Origin of the sequence: Streptomyces flavotricini (assembly GCF_020639365.1) — a bacterium.
GTDB classification, from domain to species: Bacteria; Actinomycetota; Actinomycetes; order Streptomycetales; family Streptomycetaceae; genus Streptomyces; species Streptomyces flavotricini.
This window is the reverse complement of sequence record NZ_JAINUL010000001.1, coordinates 93,013-112,773: the sequence shown is the minus strand read 5'-3', so window position 1 is coordinate 112,773 and position 19,761 is coordinate 93,013. Positions and strand designations below refer to the sequence as shown.

The following is a 19,761-nucleotide window of genomic DNA, read 5'->3' as shown; positions in this document are numbered from 1 at the left end:
ACTCGATGGCGTGGCGGCTCGGGGCTGTGGTCTCGTCGATGAGAACCCCATGAACATAGGCCCGTGGGAGCGGGCATACGCCGTGGACGTGGCTCGACGGTGTCCGCCGGGCACGCCGAACCATCTTGCGTCGGACGCGTTTTGCGGCGCCAATATTCTTACCGGATCGCTGACCCGGAGCCGGTGATGCGCACCCCTACCGTGCAGGCATGCTCACCATGCGCTGGATGCGGCGTTTGCTGGTGTCCAGGCTGGCGGCAGTCCTCGCGGTCGGGGGCGGAGCGAGTCCGGCCCTCGCGAGGTCCATTCCCCGACGCCACCACGCATGCCGAGATCATCCCGCACCAATGATCACGAACACAGGCGGGTTGCCGGTTACTGAGACACGCTCCTAGCCCCCGAACCCGGAGCATGCACGAACCACGAACGTGGCCTTCTGGGGCGGCGCGCTTCGGGTCGGCCGGGTTGACCGGTCTGAGGTGCACCCGACCTGGCTGCGCTCGATGCCTACCTCGACGGCGTCGCGGAGGAGGAGCGAGGTCGGCGGGTTCGGCTCGCGCCCTGGGGCAAGCGGAGTTGCGTTTTGACGTGCTGCGGTTGCCTATGGGTAACCGCAGCACGTCAACACCTCGACCAGGCGTCTGCCCGGCTGTCGCGGCGGCCCCTGTCTGCGGCGCTCCGGCGGTCCCGTCAACCTGTCCAGTAGTCGGTCAGGGATCCGGTATTCACGTTGCGACTGCCGTCATGGGGTCCGCGCCAGTCCAGGCACAGGACGGTGGCGTCGTCGCTCGGTGGCCGGCCGTCGTACGCGCCGGTTACCGCGCCGACCAGCGTGCGCACCACCTCGCGCGGATGCTCGGCCGCGGTCTTGCGCAGAAGACCGGGCAGGTCGACCGTGTCGGCCTCGCGGTCCTGCATGCCGTCCGTGTGAAGCAGAAGGCGGTCACCGGGCCGCAGGTTGAGGTCCTGGACCTGGTAGCGGCCCTGATGGTGGGTGACGCCGAAGGGCATGTTCACCGCCAGGGGCACTTCGGTGACCGTGCCGTCGCGCAGGAGGAGGGGGAGGGGGTGGCCGGCGTTGACAAGCTGGGAGCCGGTTCCGTCGAGGGCGATGCGCAGGAGCTGGCCGGTGGCGAAGGTGTGGTGGCCGTGGTCGACGAGAGCCTGGTGGGTCTGGCGGGCCTGTTCGGCGAGGTCACATCCGGCGCGGCGGGCGCCGGGGGAGGCGTTGACCAGGAGGGTGGCCATGAGCGAGGCGTTGACGTCGTGGCCCATGGCGTCGGTGATGGACAGGTGCAGGGTGTCGTTGTCGAGGCTGTAGTCGTAGGTGTCGCCGGCGATGTCGGAGGCCGGGACCAGGGCGCCGGCGAGGGCGAACTCGGCTGCTTCGCAGGACGGGCCGGAAGGCAGGAGCTGGCGTTGGATCTCCGCGGCCAGGCTGACGGTGGTGGTGCGATTGCCCCAGTGGTAGAGGTCGGTGAAGCGGCGGTCGGTGACGATGATGTGCGCCAGAGCGTGCCCTGCCTCCTCCAGCTGTGCCAGTACTTCCGGTGTGCCCTGGGTGAGGAACAGCTCCAGGACACCGATGGTGTCCCCGCGGTTGCTGACCGGGGCGAGTACCCGCTGCCCGTGGCCGCCGTCCGGCGCCAGCACCAGCTTCTGCGTGCGCAGGACCTGGTCGTAGACGCCGCTGCCGACGAGGGGGACCTGTTCGGCGCGATCCTCCAGCTTCGTGGCCGTTGTGTCGCTGACCCTCAGCGGACGTCGGCCGACGACGTCGACGAACAGAAACGACACGTAGTGGGCGTCGAAGCGGTCGCGGAGATTGTGCGCCACGACGTTGAGGGAGCGCACTGGCGCGGCGGCCTCCGCCGCGGCCAGTACCTCGGCCAGTCCGATCCGGTCACGCGCCACATCAGCCTCCAGCGGTCACGGATTCGTCTTCACCTGAGAAGACAGAGTCACAACTGCGGCAGCCCCGCGCGCCCCGGCCAGAGACGTGATCAGCTTCCGTGCACGCTCAGGGTCCGGCGAAGGCAGGAGGGTGCGGGCACGGGCGGAGCCGGCCCTCACGCGTCACATCGCAGGGGGAAGGTAGCGCCGCGGGCCTCGCGCGGCAAACCTCTTCCCAACGGTAGCGAGTACCGCATCGGATCCGTATCGGGAACCGCGAGACCGACTGGAGGCGCATGAGCGACCGCCGCCGCTCCTCAGGCCGTGGGACGGCGGTCTGGGGCCCTGCGGTGGGACAATAGGGGTAATCGGCGGCAGGGTCGACGCGCTCAGGCGGCCTACGCCTTCCGCATACAGAACAGCAGGTCAAGTCATGGCCAAGCGGCAGCCGAAGCCTTCCCAGCCCACCCACGGTGAAGCGCCGAGCCCGCACACGGGCACCGACCAGCATGGCTGGTCGCCGGACGTGGACGAGACCAGACAGACAGGACAACCCCAGCGCCCACCGTTCCTTCCACCCCGAGAAGTACGCACCCGCCCAGGGCCCCGGTAGGACCGTCGTCTCCGAGGAAGAATCGGGCAATCCCCACTGCAACCCCTCCAGGAGCACGGGCAGCCGCGGTGAGGACCAGAGCAAGGGCTCCAGCGACCGGGGGATGCACGACACCGGCCGCCGAGGCTGCTCCCAGCGTCCCAGCGGGACCAAGGACGCCTCCGCCACTACCGGTGTCGTCCTCCAGGATCCTCCCGGCACCCCCAGCGCGGGATAGACCGACTGCCGCAACGTTCCCATCCATACAGGGCGCCGCACGGTGGGCCGGGTCCCGTCGGCTCGGTGTGCGCACCGTGTCGACATCCGAGCAGGGCACGGGAGGTGCCAGGTATGGCGATCGAGAAGGACGCCGCACAGGTCAAGAGCCAGGGGCAGCGTGTGGCCGACAGCCGCGCTATGGAGGTCGCGGCCCGGGTCGGGCTCTGCGCCCGTGGTGTGATCTACGTCTTGGTCGGGCTCCTCGCGGTACGGCTCGGCTTCGGCGGCGACAGCGGCGGCAAGGAGGCCGACCGGTCCGGAGCGGTGCGGACCATCGCCGAGCAGTCGTTTGGCCGGGTACTGCTGTGGGCGCTGGCGGTGGGCCTGGCGGCGATGGCACTGTGGCGGCTGTCCGAGGCCGTGTTCGGGCAGGCGACGGCAGGTGGTGACACATGGACCCGGCGCTTGGGCTCCCTGGGCATCGCGGTCTTCTACGCCGTGATCTGTGTCGGCGTGGTGCAGAGTGCGCTGGTCGGCGGGTCCGCCGGGACTCGCGCGGGCGACGACTCGTCGAAGGAGTACACCGCGAGGGTGCTGAACTGGCCCCTCGGGCGCGTGCTCGTCGGCGTGTTCGGGGCGGTTCTGGCCATCGTGGGCGTGGTGATCGTGGTGCGCAGCCTGATGCGGAAATTCGAGAAGAATCTCCGTACGGGCGAGATGAGCCCGACGACGCGGCGCATCGTCGCGGGTCTGGGCATCGTCGGCGGCGTGGCGTGCGGCGTCGTCGCCGTCATGACGGGCCTGTTCGTCCTACTTGCCGCGGTGCGGTTCGACCCCAGCCAGGCGAAGGGCCTGGACGAGACGCTGCGATCGTTCGCGGCTACCCCCGTGGGGCCGGTGCTGCTGATCGCCGCGGCATTGGGCCTCCTGGTGTTCGGCCTCTATTCGTTCTGCGAGGCCCGCTGGCGCAAGGCCCCCGAACACGATGCCTCGGCGGATCAGCCCTGACTTGGCGCTTCGAAGAGACCTCGGCTCAGGACTCCCGTGAGTTCGGGATCATATGACCTAGCGGCTGGACGGCCTGGAGCGGAAGATCGACGGCTTCATCGACGAGCAGCGCACGGTCGACGCGACCATGGTCGAGCTGCTGTCCTCGCTCGTGGGCAAGAGCACCGACACCCAGTGACCTCACGCCCCTGCGGCTGAACAGCCAGCCAGGGTGAAATCGGGCCCCGATCCGTGTGTGGGCCGGGCACACGAGCCTCCGATCGGCGCCGCGACGCGGCTGCGGCTAGCGGCCGGTACGGGTACATCGGGTGTGGACGAGGTGCTGCCAGCGGGCGGGGACGGCGTCGGGGCTGCCGATCCACTGCGTGGTGGTGGGAGCGGACAGGGGCGGGCCGCCCATGAAGGGGGCGATGTCGGTGAAGTAGGCGAAGTCGCCGGTCGCGGTGAGTTCGCGCAGGCGGCCGATGGCGGCGGCCAGCTCCTCTGGTCGAGGCTCTTTCGCGGCTGGTGGGCGAGGGAGAGTTCGGCGCCGGCCCGGTCCGGGTCGGCGAAGGACAGTGAGAGGGCGAGGCGGACCTGCATCATTGCGCGCGCGCCGGCGGCACCGTCTTCTTCGGCTTCGGCGCGGCTGGCTCCGAACGCTGCGACGGCCTGGTCGGTATTGGCGTGGGACCAGTGGATGTCGCCAAGGACACGGTTGTGGCGTCCTTGCAAGCCCAGGGTTGGGACGGCGGCCAGGGCGGAAGTCCCGGGCCAGTCGGGACAGGTTGGCCAGGCCACGGCGGGGCCCGTGCCGGGAAGAGCTGTACCGGGCGCAGGCCCTGGCTGGTCGTTGAGGCTCTCGGGCGGTGCCCTCCGGGGCGGCGCGGCGGGGTGAGACAGGCGGGGCAGACGATCGGGTGGGGCAGCCCTTCCGGATCTGGATCACGCGACCCCGGGAGGGTCTCAGGTCCTTGCCGTCTCAGGGTGTGGTTGTCGGGTTCGCCGATTCGGCGGTCCGGCGGTATTCGGCGTTGATGCGCTGGGCTTCTTCGAGCTGGTCTTCGAGGATGACGATGCGGCAGGCGGCCTCGATGGGGGTGCCCTGGTCGACGAGTTCGCGGGCGCGGGCGGCGATGCGCAGCTGGTAGCGGGAGTAGCGGCGGTGGCCGCCCGCGGAGCGGAGCGGGGTGATGAGGCGGGCCTCTCCGATGGCGCGGAGGAAGCCCTGGGTGGTGCCGAGCATTTCGGCGGCCCGGCCCATCGTGTAGGCGGGGTAGTCGTCGTCGTCGAGACGGCTGAACGAGGCGTCTGCTGTCATGGAACCTCTCTCGTGGAACGCGTGGAGGGGCCCTGGTGCCGTACGGCACCAGGGCCCCGAAGGAACTGCTACACCATCTGCCGGCCCTGATACTTCGCCGGCTTTCTGTATCCGCTGACCCGCCCGAACAAGGACGGGTGATGCGGGGATCGCGGTTGCTTGACCGGAGACCACCTCACTATCGATGTCCTGCGGTACCCGGGCTCAGACTTCCGCCCGGGCGATCCTGATGGCGCCTACACGATGGGCCGGGCCGCCGAAATGCTCGGCACCACGCAGGGCTTCCTCCGCGCCATCGGCGAAGCCCGCCTCATCACCCCGCTCCGCTCCGCCGGCGGCCACCGCCGCTACTCCCGCTACCAGCTGCGCATCGCCGCCCGCGCCCGCGAACTCGTCGACCAGGGCACCCCCATCGAGGCGGCGTGCCGGATCGTGATCCTCGAGGACCAGCTCGAGGAGGCCCAGCGCATCAACGCCGAGTACCGCCGCGCCGCCGAATCGGCGAACCCGACATCCGCAGCCTGAGACGGCGAGGACCAGCTCACTGGACGATACCCCGGGTCCTGAGCCGCACGCTGCCCCGGAACCGCCCCTCGTCACCCGGCCCGGCGCCGGATTCAGCTTCGGCAGGGCCTTCAGCTTCTCCTCCTTGCCGGCTGGGTCCGCGCGGGCCAAGAGGCAGGAGGACATCAGGACATCCAGGAGGTCCAGGACGTTGTCCACCGGGTCTCCGGCAGGTCCCGCAGCGTCGGTGCTTTCGAGCCCCCCCTCGACGACTCCTTTGCCGAAGACGCCGACACACTGCTCCAGACCGCGTTCATCGCCGCAGTCCAGCACGAGAACCCCGATCCCCTGGACGAAGCCAGGGCGCTTCAGCGGCTCGTCGGAGTGCACGGCTCTCAGCGGGCCGTCGCCCGAGCCCTCGGCAAATCCGGTGGCTGGGTAACCCAGCACATGGCGCTGCTGAAGCTCACCCCCAACCTGAAACAGGCGGTCGAAGACAAGACCCTCCCGGTCGAGGTCGCACGCCGAGTGGGACAGATGTCCAGTGAGCAACGACAGGAAGCGGCAAGCTGGGCTTGGGCTCTCCTCATGCGGCTGCGTCGGCACGGAGCCACCCGCAGATCGTCCGGGACGGGATCGCCCACGAGGCAGAGCCAGGCAGGTCGGCCAGCAGCCGCTCGTGGAAGACGGCGGGGGCCACGGCTCCGAGCGCCTTCCGCGGCCGCTTGACGTATCGCATCCGGTCCAGTTCTCGATCCGCCCAGCCGTGCGGGTGAATTGGCGCTGGACCCTGACGGTGTGGGTGCCCTTCCTCAGGTCACCGGTCTCGTAAACGACCAGAACCGCGGCCTCGTCGTCGCGGACCGCGTCGGCGTCCCATGAGGCCCGGCACAGCAGGTGCTGCATGCCGTGAGGGGTCGCTTCCCCGGCCCACTCCGCGATCGTCCAGCAGTTCTTGCGCGGCAGGTCCGACAGCAAAAGCCCCTGCCAGGGCCTGACCCTCTACCAGGCCCCGGACCTCCTCCAACACCTACTCGCCACCTGGACCGGCACCTGCCCCACCTGCCGACAACCCACCTGGCAGCCCTACGACACCACCTAACAAAGCCCTGCTAGTCCTGACGGCTGCGCCGGTGCTCGCTGCGACGGGGTGCGGCGCCCCTGGGGCACGGTAGGCCGGCGGCCCCGGCGGGAGTCGCCTTCGAAGCCGCCGTCGCGGCCGGCGACCACATATGGCTACTTCAGTGTCCGTAGGAGTTCCCGCTCGCGCTCCGTGCTGAGCCCGGCACGTCGGGGCCGATCAAGTCCCTGCTCGCGTTCCCAGCGCAAGGTTGCCTCCAGCAGTTGTGCTCGGGGCCTGTGCCGCAGACCGGTTGCGTTCGCCGCGGTGCCGTTGCGGGCTCCGAACCCGGCCCATTCCGGGTCGGCCACCCACAGTGCGAGCGATTCGGGCCCCATCGCTTGGACCACCTTCTGCTTGAGCAGCCAGTCGTCTTCCGCTTCCACCACCGGGCCAGTGTGTCCGCCGATCTCCCGCGACAGCGTGATCCACTCCGAGAGTGCCATGGTCGGCCCGACCGCGTTGTACGTCCCGGTCGTCCCCTTCTCCGCGCAGTCGAGCAGCCAGGCAGCAAGGTCTTGTGCGCCGATCACTTGCGTCGAAACATCCGAAGATGCCGGTACGAGCAGCGGGGACTGCGGCGCGCGGGCCGCGCGAGCGACCCAGTACCCGGATCGGCCACTGTGATCGCCCGGCCCACCGATTAGGCCTGGCCGCGCTACAAGGAGCCGATCTCCCCGTTCGGCGGCTGCTGCTTCCTCGCAGGCGACCTTGGCCTGCCCGAACTCGTCGTGGCCGACTGCCTCTCGCTCCGTGGCGGTAAGCAGCTGCGCCGATTCATCAGCGCCCGGCTGGGCGTGCGAGGCATAGGCGCTGACCGACGACACGTACGCCCAGTGTCCCGCCCGCTCGGACAGAGCGCGCAGCGCACCGCGGACGAAGCCCGGCTGCCATGACACCTCCACGACGGCATCCCAGTCCTGATCGCTGACCTCTTCATACGCCGCCGCATCATGCCGGTCCGCGGCGATCAGTACCGCGCCCTTGGCCGCGGCGCCGCTCTTTCCACGTGCCAGACACGTCACCTGATGCCCACGTTCCACCGCCTGCCGCGAAATCTCGCGGCCGACCCACGCTGTTCCACCCAGAACCAAGATCTTCATCAACTCACCCAAACACGCTGCGTGCGCCTGGGGGCACTTGCTTCGCCGAGGGCGTACTGGGCCCTCCTTGCCGGGTGGGCCTTGGGGGTACCGCGCGTGCGCCGCGGCCGTCGCCGCACCGTTCCCTATGTGTGGCCGCGCCGGAAGGCAAAGTCATATCCACCCCGAGGACCCGAGGAGCCCGTGCCGGCACCACCGGCGCCGACAGCAGACGGAATCTTCGCTCACCGGGAGAACGGCGACACCCAGCACACCTGCGTGGCGCTGACCAGGCCACAGGACTGTTTCGCCGCCGTCGACTTCACCGATGCCGCCACGGCCACCGCCCGGATCGCGCGCGAGTTCGACGGCTGGGCACCGGAACTCACCGCTCTCATTGCCGAAGGCGACACGGCGCCGGTCCTGCGCCCCCAGTACGCTCTGCCCACCGGGCACCGGTGGGACCGGGTGCCGGGGGTCACCCTGCTCGGCGACGCCGCCCACCTCGCGCCCCCGAATGGCGACGGCTCCAACCTGGCCGTGCTCGACGGCGCCGAACTCGGCAAGGCCCTCGCAGCCCACCCCGACGACATCGGGGCCGCCCTCACCGAGTACGAGCCCCTGTTCCGCCGCAGCGCCGAGGTCACCACTTTCGAAGGTGAAGCGGTTGCGGGGATCGACTCCGAGCACAACACGGCTCAGGACCTGGATCAAAGTGATCACCGAGAAGAGCCAATATGCCGCGCAGGCCCCGATCCGACGCTCTTCGTCCCACCCCGCTCAAGCCTGGGCGGCGGTGACTCCCAAGCTCATCAACATTGCCGGCCAGTACGCCGTCGGCCAGGCGATGTTCGACCGCGAGCGCCAGGCCCACGGCCACGCCGTCGGCCTCTGCCCGTCCCCCCTCGTGGCGCGCCTGGCGGATGCGGCCGGATTTCAGTGGATCGCCCGTACCGTCGCCTGCGATCCGGCCGCACCGCCACCGGCCGCACCCGCCGCAGACGAGGGCCAGGACGGGCTACGGATCGCGGCGGGAAAGATGCCGGTGGACGTGCCGCCCACCGAACTGCGCCTCGGGGACCAGGTCCAGGCCGGCGGCCGCCTGGTCGCCTTCACCCATCTCCGCTACCGCCAAGGGCGGCACCCGCCCCGTGATCTTCGCGGGCGGGCGCCTGGCTGTCGCGCAGCGCAGGGTGCGCGTCTACCGCCCCGGCACAGGCTGACCGTGGCCCTGCGGGCGGTGGTGGAGTCGCCACTCGTGGAGGAAATCCGTACCTCCGACGGAGATCTGACCGGGCTGCGGCGGGCGGGTCATTCCGCTGACGAGGGCGCGACCGCCCGGCGCCAGACGGTGGCGTCGAGGGTGACGTGGAAGGCGGGGTCGGTGTTGGCCGTCTGTCCCCGGAAAGTGATCAGGCCGATGTGACCCGCCTTGGTGAGGACGCAGAACTGGGCGCCCGGGGACAGTTTGTCCAGGGGGATGTAGTTGGCGAAGCGCGTCTCGTCGCGGCAGGTGTCCAGAGATCCGGCCTGCCCCGGGTCGAGCAGCACGAGGTGGTTGCCCGCCTGGGTGCGCACGCGGTACGGGAGCGAGTGTCCGGCGAACTCCAGGTCGCCGGCGGGGCCGCCCGACTCCTGCGGCTGCAGCTCACCGTCGCCGAACCTCAGGGTGTAGTTTTCCGGCAGGTTGATGCCCGTGCGGGTGACCGGCTCCGGCGCCTTGGCCACGCCGGTCGGCGGCTGCGAGGCCTTCGGGGTGGACGAGGCCCTCTTCCCTTTCCCGGCGGCCTGTTCTTCCGTGCCGGAGTTGCGGCTCACGAGGTACAGGCCTCCGCCGGCGAGCAGCGCCAGGGCTAGCCCGACCGCCACGGCGACGCCCGGCCGCCGGTTGGGGCGGCCCGGCGCGGACGGCCGGGGCGGGTAGCCCGGTGGCATCGATGGCTGGGCGTAGGGGCCCGGCGGGGGCGGCGTCGGCGGTCCGTACGCGCCCTGGACGGCGGGCGGCGCGGCGGGCGAGGCGGTCACCGTCGGCGTGTGGCCGGGCGGCGCCGGTGCCGGGGCCGCCGGAACCCGGGTCACCTCGGGCGGTGCGGGCGCCGCCGCGCGCAGCGTGATGTCGGCGGCGACCGCACCGGGCAGCCAGGCCTCGGGCCGACGCAGCGGCGTGTCGCCGTTGGCGGCCCGGCACAGGGCGAGGACCTCGTCGACCGAGGGCCTGGCCGCCGGGTCCTTGGCGAGGCAGCGGGCCACCAATTCCTGCAGCTGGGCCGGGAGTCGGGTGAGGTCGGGCTGCTCGTGGACGATGCGGTAGAGCACGCCGTGCGAGGTGCCCTCGCCGAACGCGGGCAGGCCGGTCGCCGCGTACGCTGCGACCTGGCCGAGCGCGAAGATGTCGGTGGCCGGGGTGACCGCATCGCCCGCGGCCTGTTCGGGTGCCATGAAGGTTGGGGTGCCGATGGTGACGCCGCTGCCGGTGAGGGCGGTCGCGTCGGCGGCCCGCGCGATGCCGAAGTCGATGACGCGGGGCCCGTCGCCGGCGAGCAGGACGTTGGACGGCTTGAGGTCGCGGTGGACGATGCCGGCCCCGTGGATGACTTGCAGGGCCTCGGCGACGCCCGCGACCAGGAGCAGCACGGTGGGTACGGGCAGCCCACCGTGGCGCTGTACGGCGTCGGCCAGGGAGGGCCCGGGGACGTAGGCCGTGGCGAGCCAGGGGCGGCGGCCCTCGGTGTCGGAGTCGATCACCGGCGCGGTGTAGAGCCCCTGCACGCGCTCGGCGGCCCGCACCTCCTGCTGGAAGCGGCGGCGGAACTCGGCGTCTTCGCCGAACTCCGGCCGGATCACCTTGATCGCGACGGGCCGTCCGCCCGGCGTGTACGAGAGGTACACCTTGCCCATGCCGCCGGCGCCGAGCCTGGCCGCGATGCGGTATCCGGCCACGGACCGCGGATCGTCGCCCTCCAGCGGATGAAAGACGGTGTCCAACTCGATTCCCCTACAGTCGATTTCGGCCCGGGTCACGGCACCCGCCCGGCGCACGCGGAACTTTACCGAACGCAACTTCCCCTGCCGGTCAGAGCCTGTGGCTGATTCCCGTTCGGATAAGCGTGCGTGCCAGATGTCGGACGTCCGGGCGGGGTTCAGATACAGGCTCTCAACTTAGCGGGGCTGCGGCGATGCATTCACGCCGGTGGCGAGGTCCTCCTCCTGTCCGCGATCACGCCCCTGTGACGCGAATCCTTGGCCCGCGGGGTGGTCAAGGTGCTGATAGGCACCCAGTCCTTCTGGTGGTCCCAGCGGCTCCTGCTCGGCGGCCGCATCGCCCGGGCCACCCTGCTGCCCGGGGCGGTCGCCACCATGAACGGGCTGCTCGGCCTCAGGCTCTTCTCCCTGCTCGTGTTCTCACCACTGATCGTATCCAGCGCGCTGTCACCTACGGCCCGTTCGGAACCGTCCCGGTCATCCAGTCCTGGCTGGTCGGCGTGGGCGTCGTCGTGTTCGGCGGCGCGCTGGCCGGCCGGCTCCTCCACGACGAGCTCGCCCACCTCGCACGGGCGCGGAAGCGCCGAGGCGGAGAGCCGGATGTCACGCACTTCGCTCACACCAGCGTAGAGACGAGGTTGTGGGGCGGGGGGCAGCGGAGCAGGTGATTGCTGGAGGTGAGGGTGAGGAGCCGTGTGGGCTGCCGCTGGAATCCACTGATGGCCAAGGATGCCGGCCGCTGCTGGAAGTCGCGCTGGAGGTCGAGCAGCAGGTGCAGTGCACTGACGTCCATGAAGGGCACGCCGGCGAGGTCCAGGTGCAAGGGGGCGCCATTGGCCGCCGCGGCGGCGGTGGCTTGGTGCAGGGGCGGGCAGGTGTCCATGTCCAGTTCGCCGGCCACCGTGATGACCGTGCCTTCTGGACCGTGGCTCGTGGTGACGCGGATGCCGTCGTTCATGGTTCGCCCCGTTCAGGGGTCGAGCCCATCACGGTCGCCCGCCGATGCGGGAGAGAAGGCCGCTGAGCGCGCGGCGTTGGGCCACGCGCAGCCGAGCGAGACCACCCGCACCAGGCCTTGGCCATTGACATGGCCGCAGGGGCGGCGCGGGGTCTCCCACCAGACCAGGCTGGTTGTCCCCCCCACAGTTCCAGAAGCCACGGCCACAGTCCAGACGACGCCCAGTCGTTCTGCGTACCGCGTGCTGTCCACCGGCTGGCAAGAGACGATCGGACCTCGGCGGCGTGGGTGATGAAGTCGCGGGTGTCCTCAGGGGTCAGGGCCTGGGCCTGAAGGTGGTTGTGCACAAGGCCGTAGTGCTGCACGTCGGATCGTTTCTCCAGAGAGAGGTCGCTGGTGAACCGTTCCGGATGCACCGTCCCCGTGGCGGCGCCCGGGAAGCCGAGGATGGAGGACCGTCCCGAGACGCCCGGATGGGCGCCCGCCTCGCGCTGGAGGACCTGCACGGTGATCTGGGGCTGCGCGCCGAGGTGGTTCAGGTACGCGACCTGGTCGCACATGATCTTGGGGCTGGCGACCCTGCGGCGCAGTGCCGATTGATCCAGCACGGCCCACAAGCGGAACGGCCGGGCCGGGTGGTGGGCCGACCCGCGGGTCTGTGACCTCGTAGAGGCCGCACAGGTCCCGCACATCACGGGCTTGATGGCGCGGCGGCAGTTCCCCATGTGGCTGATCTTTGGCTGGGAGATCAACAGGCCTTCGGCCACCTGCGTACTGGTCGGACAACGGGCCAGGCAGAGCCGGCGCAGCTCCGCGCGCAGCCGGCGCCTCCTGTCTCAGCGCCCAGGTCACGGTGTCGGCCACTGAAATCTTCCGTGCGGCCCACAACAGCCGGCTTTGCGCGGCCGGCCGACCTGACGATCTGCGCGCCCGGGACGGGGTCCGGACCGGGAGCAGGATGTTGGTCTGTGCGGTTGGTTGCGGGCGGTGTGGGGCGGGTCGTGGTGTTCATCGACGGGCTCAATGGGTGGGATGGCATGGCCAGGAGCGGACCTGCCACGTCGGTGTCTTCCGCCGGCGTCCGGCGGCATCCGGAAAATCAGAAGGCGCTCGTTCCTTCGCGTGCCCTCCGAGCCGGCAAACGACAGCTCACACAACCCCGTCGGCACGCCATCGAGTGCGCAGAGCAGGACGCCCAGGACGCCCCGGGGGCAGGCGGTCAGATTTCCAAGGGTTTACGTAGCAGACACGGGTCGCATCGGCTGGGTGACGTGTGTTGTCGGCGGCCGTGGTGGTCGACCCGCGAGGGGTATGCGTACCGGATTGGCGCGGTGCTCGGGTGCTGTCGCTATCCGGCGCTGCGTGTGCCGGGCGGGTCCTGGGGGTTGATGCCTGTGGTGGCTGAGGCGTCCTTGGTTCCGCTGGGGCGCTGGGAGCGGCCTCGGCGGCCGAGGTCGTGCATGCCCTTGTTTCCGGAGCCCTTGTTCTGCTCCTCACCGCGCCTGCCCCGGCTCTTGACGGGGTTGCCGTGGGGGTTGCCCGCCTCTTCTTCCGTGGACACGGCCGGCTCGGGGCCCTTGGCGGGTGCGTACTTGTCTGGGTGGAAGGAGCGGTGGGCGCTCGGGTTGTCCTGCTGATGGGTCTCGTCCACATCCGGTGACCAGCCGTGTTGCTTGGTGCCCTCGTAACGGCTGGGACCCTTGCCGTGGGTGGGCTGGGATGGCTTCGGCTGTTTCGTCATGGCCTGGCCTGCTGTCTGTCTCGGGATGGGCGCACGGGTACGAACGCCTCTACCGCTGGTACTGCCATCGTCCCACCATTCGTCCAGGCGTTCGTGTCGACCTTGGCGGATCTGCACCCGGTCGCCCCTGGCCGCGTCTGTGGCACGCGCTCCTTCTTTCCGCGGCCGTGGTGCCGGCTGTGGTTCGTCGGCGGTGTTCAGTCCGGACCAGGCCAGGGCCTGCCTGCGTGGCGTGACAGACTCCGGCCGGGGTGCCTCGGAGCGCCTGGCCGGGCTGTGCGTGCGTGGGGTGCCGTGCAGGTCAGAACTCTTCTTCGCGCAGGTCGCGCTCCTCGTGGTGGGGTCGTCCTCGCGGCGCTTGCTCTCATCGGGGCTTTTGCCGCGGGACGGGGCGCCGGGCTCGGGTGGGCCGGGTCCTGGCCGGGCCCGTGGGGGCGCTGCTGCTCCTTGCGGCCCTTGCCCGGTTCCTGCCGCTTGTCCTGGATACCGCCCATGACGGTGACTCCCTGCTGCGGGGGTACGGATTCCTGCCACCCACGCTGACACGGAGTGTCACGTCTCGACGTATCGTCGCGAAGAGTGACGTCGGCCCGGGTGTGGATGCGCCGGAGTGCGGCCTTCGGGTCCGGTGCGCAGGACGGCCGTATTCCATCCGCCTTCGCCGTCAGGAGCCGATCCCCATGCTGGAGCGCTTGCTGCGCAAGGACGCACCGAGGTCGCTCTCATCCTTCCCGCCGACGTTCCGCCCGGGCCGGTCCGTGGGGTGGACGACTTCAGCGAATGGCAGCCTGGCGTCCGCACCCTGCGCCCGCGCAGGGACGGTAAGCGGGCTGTCACGGTCGAGCTGCCGGCCGAGAGCACGCACTCCTTCCGGTACCTGGCCGCGGGGGACTACTGGTTCAACGACGAGAGCGTCGGTCACCAGGACGGCCCAACAGCCGCCTGCACACCTGGTAAATGGGCTGCACCAGGAGCCAGACACTCGATGTCTGCCTCGGCCGCTCCGTAGCGGCCGTGGTCGTCTCGCGGAGCACTCCACCTCCATGAGGAATCGAACCAGGCTCCGCGGGTCCAGCCGGTTCCCGTCCCGCTGCTGAGGGCTATCGCGCTGGGGTGCTCACCACTCCAACGCCGTGATCTGCTCCATGCCGCTGGCTCACGGCACTAGTGGAGGATGCTGACCGCGCGGGCGATGACGAGGAGTGAGGTCATCAGGGCGGCGACGCTCTGGACGCTCATCATGATCTTGGCTCGGGTGGACAGGGGCATGGTGTCGGTCGGGCTGAAGGCGGTCGAGTTGGTGACGGACACGTACAGGTAGTCCATCAGGGTGGGTACCCAGTCGGAGGTGACGCTGGAACCGTCCGCGACTTCCTGGACGGCGTCGTCGTTTTCGTCCTGGGAGAAGCGGAAGTCGGCCAGCGGCAGCTCGGCGCGGGGGGTCTGGGTCCGGCTGACGGGGCCGCCCCGGTCGAGTTCCCAGTAGGCGAGGCCGAAGACGATGATGTTGGTCAGCCACACCTGGAACGCTGCTGTCAGCAGGGAGCCTCCATCCTTCACGCTGGTGGAGACCAGGTCGTGGATCAGGATTCCCAGTGAGACCAGGTTGCTCGCCGCGATGACCAGGACAAGCGTCAGGGACAGGACACGGGAGAGCCTGGTCTGACGGGTGAGCCGTCTGGGATTGATCGCGATCAACGGTACGAGGAGTAGCAGCTCCAGTGCGAGCAGTACGTATCGCGGGCCGATCAGAAGCTGCTGCGGCAGGACCTGGTACAGCCCGATCGCGACGAGAGTGGCGATCACCGCGGGCAGGCGTGCCTCCCCGCGACGCTCGTGCCGGGGGTGTGCGGTGCGGGCATCGGCGCGGGTGCGGGTCATGACGTCGGTCCTCTTCGTCGGGTCGTTCTTCCAGTCCAGCAGCCCCCGGGGCCGTTCACCGCCTTCCCGCCCGGGCGCCTGCCATACCCATGAGGCAGGACAGGGACAGTTCCCCGACGTCCACCCAGACCGGGTGGCCGCCCTCGCTCGCCGCCGGAACCTGCCCGCCCTGCTCGACGGCACGTCCCCTCGGCCAGGACAGGCCGCATGGCACTTCGGCGTCCGCAGGGGCGATTTCCATCAGGTTGATCCGCCTCGGTCTCTTCGGGTGGCTGGGTCGTGTCGGGGCGGGGCCGACTCGTTAGGCTGATACGAAGATCCGCTTCTCTGCCGGAAACCGGGCCGCGCCCGTGCAGCAGCCGGGCGAGATGCCTTTCCAGGTGCTGATGCGCAGCGTCTCCACCGTCGTCGTGCATGAGGGCTTCGACAAGTCGTTAGTGGGACTCCGTGAGGCCTTGCGGTTCGGGCTGCTCGTGGCGGACATGCCGAATGTGTGGATGCACGCGAAGTGGGCCGTGTGCGGGCTGGGTTGGTGTCGTATGTGGCTCACGTGTTCGCCTCTCTGAGGCGCAAGGACCAGCGGGCCAAGAGCGACTGCTACCTGCGGGGACTGATGCTGGACGACCGGCGTAAGTCGATCCAGGCCATGGCGGCCCGGCTGCCGGACGGCAACGAGCAGAACCTGCAGCAGTTCGTGAACCAGTCCACCTGGGGATCCGGTGCCGGTGCAGCGCCGGATCTGCGAGCATATGCTGCCGCTCATCGCTCCGACGGCCTGGGTGATCGACGATGTGTCGCTACCCAAAAACAGAAAAATATCGGTCGGGGTGGCCCCGCAGTACTGCGGTGCCCTGGGCGAACGAGCCAACTGCCAGGTCGCGGTCAGCGTCCATGCCGCGCCGGACACTGCCTCCTGCCCGCTGCAGTGGAGACTCTTCCTGCCTCGGTCATGGGAAGAAGACAACGATCGAAGGACATCCACACGCGTCCCGTCCGAGGTCACACACCGTGAGAAATGGCGGTTGGCCCTGGACATGCTCGACACGCTGGCCGAGTGGGACATGCGGCCTCCGGCCGTGGTGGCGGACGCCGCCTACGGCACCAACGCACACTTCCGGGCCGTATCGGGCGTGGTGCGGCGGGGCGTGCGGTCCTTTGGTGCCCGGGGTGCGGCCTTGGTACCGCGCGGGCCGGGTGGCGCGGGCTTCGGCGGCCGCGCGGGTCCACCAGCGCCGGCCGGCGCCGTGGGAGCCGGCATCCTGTGGCCCGGACCGTCGTCCGCCGCCTGACGACTGACGCACGACGCCTGACGCCCGTCCCGTCGCCTGACGTCCGCTCCGGCCGGATCCGTCGTGTGCCTCGGACGACCATGGCGCCGATCTGGCGGACGGGGACGCCCGTGCCGGATCTCCACCCCCTTCTCCACCCTCGGGTCCAGGCGCGGCGAACGGCGCCGCAGCAGTCTGGAGGACATGACAGCAACCGAGTGGATCACCGACATCGCTCTCGTCCTGATCGTCTTCCGGCAGCTGCGGGAGGGCCGTCTCGACCACAAGACCTTCCTGCTCCCGTTGGCGATCGTGGCCTTCGTGGGGTACTCGTACCTGGACTCCGTCCCCACCGCCGGCAACGACCTCGTCCTGATCGGGGCCCTGACGGCGGTGGGCGCCGTGCTGGGCATCGCCGGCGGGATCTACACCCGCATTCGCACGCTCGACGGAGATCTCCTGATCAAGGCGGGCGCCGTGTCGGCGGTCCTCTGGATCGCGGGCATGGGGGCCCGGATGGGCTTCCAGACGTGGGTGGAGCACGGCGGCGGCGCCGACGACGTCGCCCGCTTCAGCCTCGCGCACCACATCACCAGCGGGCAGGCGTGGGTCACGGCCTTCGTCCTCATGGCAATCACCGAGGTCGTCACCCGGGTGGCCACGATCTACGTACGCAGCCGGGCGGTACGGACAGCCCCGACCCGGCCCGTGCTCGGCACCACGGTCTGAACGTGCCGTATCTTCGGCCTGTGCCCGCAGACCAGAGCGCCCCGCACCCCGGCGACGACACCGCCCGAGGTGCGGGCACGCGCCCCGTACCGGGGTACGACCCGCGCGTGCAATGGGTGGTCTCCCTCGCGGTCGTCGTCGTGGGAGTCCTGACGATCCGGCCCGTGGGGCTGAGCGGCCGGGGCCTGGCCGTGGCCGCCCTGGTCGTGGTCAACTCCGCCGCGCTGCTGGCCCGTCGGCTGCCCGAGCACAAGGTCCCGCCGCGCCTCGCCATGGTCTGGCTCACGCTCGGGGTCGGCGCGGCGGCCGCCTTGATCGGCCTGAGCAGCAGTGGAACGGGCTACCTCTTCGCCTTCTTCCTCGCCGGCCACATCGGATACCGGCTGGACACCCGGCAGGCCCTCGTCGTGGCAGGGTTCTGCAGCCTGCTCTGCGGTGCCGTGCTGTACCTGTGCCTGGGACCGGGGCACGAGGTGCTGCCGTGGGTGTTCGGCCTCACCACCGGCGCCCCGGTCCTGATCGGAATCGTCAACCGCAGTCAGCGGCAGGCCGTACGGGCGGCGATCGACGCCGCCGAGTCGGCCGAACGCGCCGCCCGCGCCGAGGCACGCACCGCTGTGCTGACCGAACGGGGCCGGATCGCCCGGGACGTGCACGACGTCCTGGCGCACTCCCTCGCCGGGATCAACATGCAGTTGGAGCTGGCGGACGCGCTGATCGACACGGGGGACCTGGAGAAGGTCCGAGAGGCCCACGCCAAGGCCCACAGCCTCGTCAAGGAGAGCCTGAAGCAAGCGCAGTGGACCGTGCACGCCCTGCGCGAGGACGCGCTTCCGCTGCGGGAGACCCTCGCCTCGATGCTCGCGTCCTCGGGTCACCGCGACGCACTCACCGTCACCGGGGCCGTGCGCGAGGTGCCCGCCGAGGTGGTGCGGAGCCTGTTGCGAATAGCCCAGGAAGCCCTGACCAACGCGGCCCGGCACGCACCCGGGGGAGCCGTCTCAGTCGAGTTGGCGTTCGCCCGGGCATCGACCGCGCTGAGAATCCGCAACCGTCCCGCCACCCGCCCGGCAGTCCCGGGCGAGGGCAGTGGGATGGGACTGATCGGCATGCGTGAACGCGTCGCCCAGCTGGGGGGAACGCTCACGGCGAGCCCGGTCACCGAGGGTCCGCACCAAGGTGACTGGCAAGTGGAGGCAGTGATCCCGCAATGACCGGAGACGTAGCGCAGGAACAGCAGTTGAAGGTGGTCGTCGCCGACGACCAGGCCGCGGTCCGCGAGCCCCTCGCCGCGGTCCTCGCCCTGGCCGAGGGCGTCGAGGTCGTCGCGGCCGCGGCGAACGGCGCCGAGGTGCTGGCGGCCGTCGCCGCCGGCCCGGTGGACGTGGTGCTGATGGACTTGAGGATGCCCGTCATGGACGGCATCGAGACGACCCGCCGGCTGGCCGGAGAGCACCCGGAGGTCGCGGTGGTCGTCCTGACCACCTTCGCCGACGACGACTCGATTCTTGGCGCGCTCGGTGCGGGAGCCCGCGGCTACCTGACCAAGAACGCCGGACGCCAGGACATCACCCGCGCGATCCGGGCTGCGGCCGCCGGTCAGTCCGTACTCGACCGCGAGGTCCAGGACCGCCTCCTCGCCACCGTCAGGACGAAGGCGCCCTCGCTCGACGGGCCCCTGCCCGAGGACCTCACCCCCCGCGAACGCGAGGTCCTCGCCCTGATCGGCCAGGGCCTGCCCAACCGGGGCATCGCCGAGCGGCTCTTCATCAGCGAGGCCACGGTCAAGACGCACATCAACAACCTGTTCGCCAAGGCCGGGATCCGTGACCGCGCGGACGCCGTCCGGCGCGCCATCGCCTCGGGCCTGGCCTGACCTGTCACTCGTGCCGCATCGAGCAAGGTGCGCCCCGGTGTGAACGCCGGGCTTCACACCCTCATGGGCAGCCGCTGACGATTGCCGGCGCTCGTCCGTGCGATCCGGCAGCTGGAGCGGCTGCTCGACGAGGTGGAGCAGGACCGCTCCAGCTGCCGGATAGCAGCCCGGCCTCGGTTGTAGAGGCGTGAACAGGGTTTCCATCGCAGACAGGTGTGGGGCGCCGTCGTAGTCGACGGCGCCCCACACCTGTCTCTCTGCCCGGTTGGCGCCTTCTGCTGCTGGGGAGGGCCGGGCGCCGGAAGGACGCTGAAGCCTCGCTCGAGCGGGCCGCCCACCACGGCGACACCTACGCCGCGGGCCGCCTGGTCGTGATGCGAGAGGAGGCCGGGAACCGGAACGGCGCCGAAACCCTGGCCCGGCGGGCCATCTAACGTGACCTGGTACGGAGCCGTTGGCTACGGCAAGTACTCGACAGGCTGTGGCCCTATGGCCTGAATCCCGACGGTACGCCGACACCTCCGTGGCACGCCGCGGAGCCCGCCTCACCCTGACCCGTCGGGACGCCTATCGCATCTCTTCCGTGGCTGAGCGCGGACCTGGCCCAA

Annotated in this window: 14 protein-coding genes and 5 pseudogenes; 10 read left to right on the top strand and 9 right to left on the bottom strand. The window is 70.3% G+C overall.

The window, feature by feature from the left end; all coding sequences use genetic code 11:
• Positions 1-690: 690 nt before the first annotated feature.
• Positions 691-1,914 carry a PP2C family protein-serine/threonine phosphatase gene (locus tag K7B10_RS00515; RefSeq protein WP_229333964.1) on the bottom strand — a complete coding sequence of 408 codons (1,224 nt, stop codon included), beginning with the start codon at positions 1,912-1,914 and terminating at the stop codon, positions 691-693.
• Positions 1,915-2,836: 922 nt separating this feature from the next.
• Here K7B10_RS00515 and K7B10_RS00505 point away from each other — a divergent pair.
• Positions 2,837-3,712, top strand: a complete 876-nt coding sequence (locus K7B10_RS00505) for a DUF1206 domain-containing protein (RefSeq protein WP_229333963.1) — start codon at positions 2,837-2,839, stop codon at positions 3,710-3,712.
• 961 nt (positions 3,713-4,673) lie between these two features.
• Here K7B10_RS00505 and K7B10_RS00500 read toward each other — a convergent pair.
• Complete coding sequence (locus tag K7B10_RS00500) at positions 4,674-5,012, bottom strand: MerR family transcriptional regulator (protein ID WP_229333962.1); 339 nt, start codon at positions 5,010-5,012, stop codon at positions 4,674-4,676.
• Between the two features lie 243 nt (positions 5,013-5,255).
• Here K7B10_RS00500 and K7B10_RS00495 point away from each other — a divergent pair, with 243 nt between their 5' ends.
• A complete protein-coding gene (locus K7B10_RS00495; protein WP_229344664.1) occupies positions 5,256-5,537 on the top strand; it encodes a MerR family transcriptional regulator in 282 nt (93 codons plus the stop codon).
• Between the two features lie 90 nt (positions 5,538-5,627).
• Positions 5,628-6,245, top strand: a complete 618-nt coding sequence (locus tag K7B10_RS41785; RefSeq protein WP_443735280.1) for a ParB/RepB/Spo0J family partition protein — start codon at positions 5,628-5,630, stop codon at positions 6,243-6,245.
• Positions 6,246-6,263: 18 nt separating this feature from the next.
• Here the strand turns inward: K7B10_RS41785 and K7B10_RS00490 are convergent.
• Together K7B10_RS00490 and K7B10_RS00485 are read right to left on the bottom strand one after the other, a co-directional pair.
• Positions 6,264-6,494, bottom strand: a pseudogene (locus tag K7B10_RS00490) (transposase); the annotation flags it as partial.
• Positions 6,495-6,752: 258 nt separating this feature from the next.
• Positions 6,753-7,739 (bottom strand): NAD-dependent epimerase/dehydratase family protein, encoded by a 987-nt coding sequence (locus tag K7B10_RS00485; protein ID WP_229333961.1) that lies wholly within the window; start codon positions 7,737-7,739, stop codon positions 6,753-6,755.
• A gap of 216 nt (positions 7,740-7,955) precedes the next feature.
• Between K7B10_RS00485 and K7B10_RS00480 the strand changes: the two are divergent.
• Together K7B10_RS00480 and K7B10_RS00475 are read left to right on the top strand one after the other, a co-directional pair.
• A pseudogene (locus K7B10_RS00480) lies at positions 7,956-8,426 on the top strand (FAD-dependent oxidoreductase); the annotation flags it as partial.
• Between the two features lie 7 nt (positions 8,427-8,433).
• Positions 8,434-9,144: a hypothetical protein gene (locus tag K7B10_RS00475; protein WP_229345766.1), complete on the top strand. Its 711-nt coding sequence runs from the start codon at positions 8,434-8,436 to the stop codon at positions 9,142-9,144.
• On the opposite strand, the gene K7B10_RS00470 is transcribed toward K7B10_RS00475, so the two are convergent.
• Positions 9,030-10,703 carry a serine/threonine-protein kinase gene (locus K7B10_RS00470; protein WP_229333960.1) on the bottom strand — a complete coding sequence of 558 codons (1,674 nt, stop codon included), beginning with the start codon at positions 10,701-10,703 and terminating at the stop codon, positions 9,030-9,032. The genes K7B10_RS00475 and K7B10_RS00470 overlap by 115 nt on opposite strands.
• A gap of 279 nt (positions 10,704-10,982) precedes the next feature.
• Between K7B10_RS00470 and K7B10_RS00465 the strand changes: the two are divergent.
• Positions 10,983-11,368 (top strand): annotated as a pseudogene (locus K7B10_RS00465) (hypothetical protein); the annotation flags it as partial.
• On the opposite strand, the gene K7B10_RS00460 reads toward K7B10_RS00465, so the two are convergent.
• From K7B10_RS00460 to K7B10_RS00445, 4 genes and pseudogenes are all read right to left on the bottom strand, one after another.
• Entirely contained in the window at positions 11,317-11,658 is a 342-nt protein-coding gene (locus K7B10_RS00460; RefSeq protein ID WP_229333959.1) for an STAS domain-containing protein, read from the bottom strand. The pseudogene K7B10_RS00465 and the gene K7B10_RS00460 sit on opposite strands and share 52 nt — an antisense overlap.
• Before the next feature lie 275 nt (positions 11,659-11,933).
• Positions 11,934-12,479, bottom strand: a pseudogene (locus tag K7B10_RS00455) (DUF5753 domain-containing protein); the annotation flags it as partial.
• Positions 12,480-13,006: 527 nt separating this feature from the next.
• The gene (locus K7B10_RS00450; protein ID WP_229333958.1) at positions 13,007-13,399 is read right to left on the bottom strand and encodes a hypothetical protein; all 393 of its coding nucleotides are present in this window, start codon (positions 13,397-13,399) and stop codon (positions 13,007-13,009) included.
• A gap of 1,164 nt (positions 13,400-14,563) precedes the next feature.
• Positions 14,564-15,280 (bottom strand): hypothetical protein, encoded by a 717-nt coding sequence (locus K7B10_RS00445; protein WP_229333957.1) that lies wholly within the window; start codon positions 15,278-15,280, stop codon positions 14,564-14,566.
• Positions 15,281-15,773: 493 nt separating this feature from the next.
• Here K7B10_RS00445 and K7B10_RS00440 point away from each other — a divergent pair.
• From K7B10_RS00440 to K7B10_RS00425, 4 genes and pseudogenes are all read left to right on the top strand, one after another.
• Positions 15,774-16,428: pseudogene (locus tag K7B10_RS00440) on the top strand (IS701 family transposase); the annotation flags it as partial.
• Between the two features lie 324 nt (positions 16,429-16,752).
• Positions 16,753-17,277 carry a hypothetical protein gene (locus K7B10_RS00435; RefSeq protein WP_229333956.1) on the top strand — a complete coding sequence of 175 codons (525 nt, stop codon included), beginning with the start codon at positions 16,753-16,755 and terminating at the stop codon, positions 17,275-17,277.
• 20 nt (positions 17,278-17,297) lie between these two features.
• A complete protein-coding gene (locus K7B10_RS00430) occupies positions 17,298-18,491 on the top strand; it encodes a sensor histidine kinase (RefSeq protein ID WP_372481343.1) in 1,194 nt (397 codons plus the stop codon).
• Positions 18,488-19,153 (top strand): response regulator transcription factor, encoded by a 666-nt coding sequence (locus K7B10_RS00425; RefSeq protein ID WP_229333954.1) that lies wholly within the window; start codon positions 18,488-18,490, stop codon positions 19,151-19,153. Before K7B10_RS00430 ends, K7B10_RS00425 begins: the two co-directional genes overlap by 4 nt.
• Positions 19,154-19,761 lie beyond the last annotated feature (608 nt).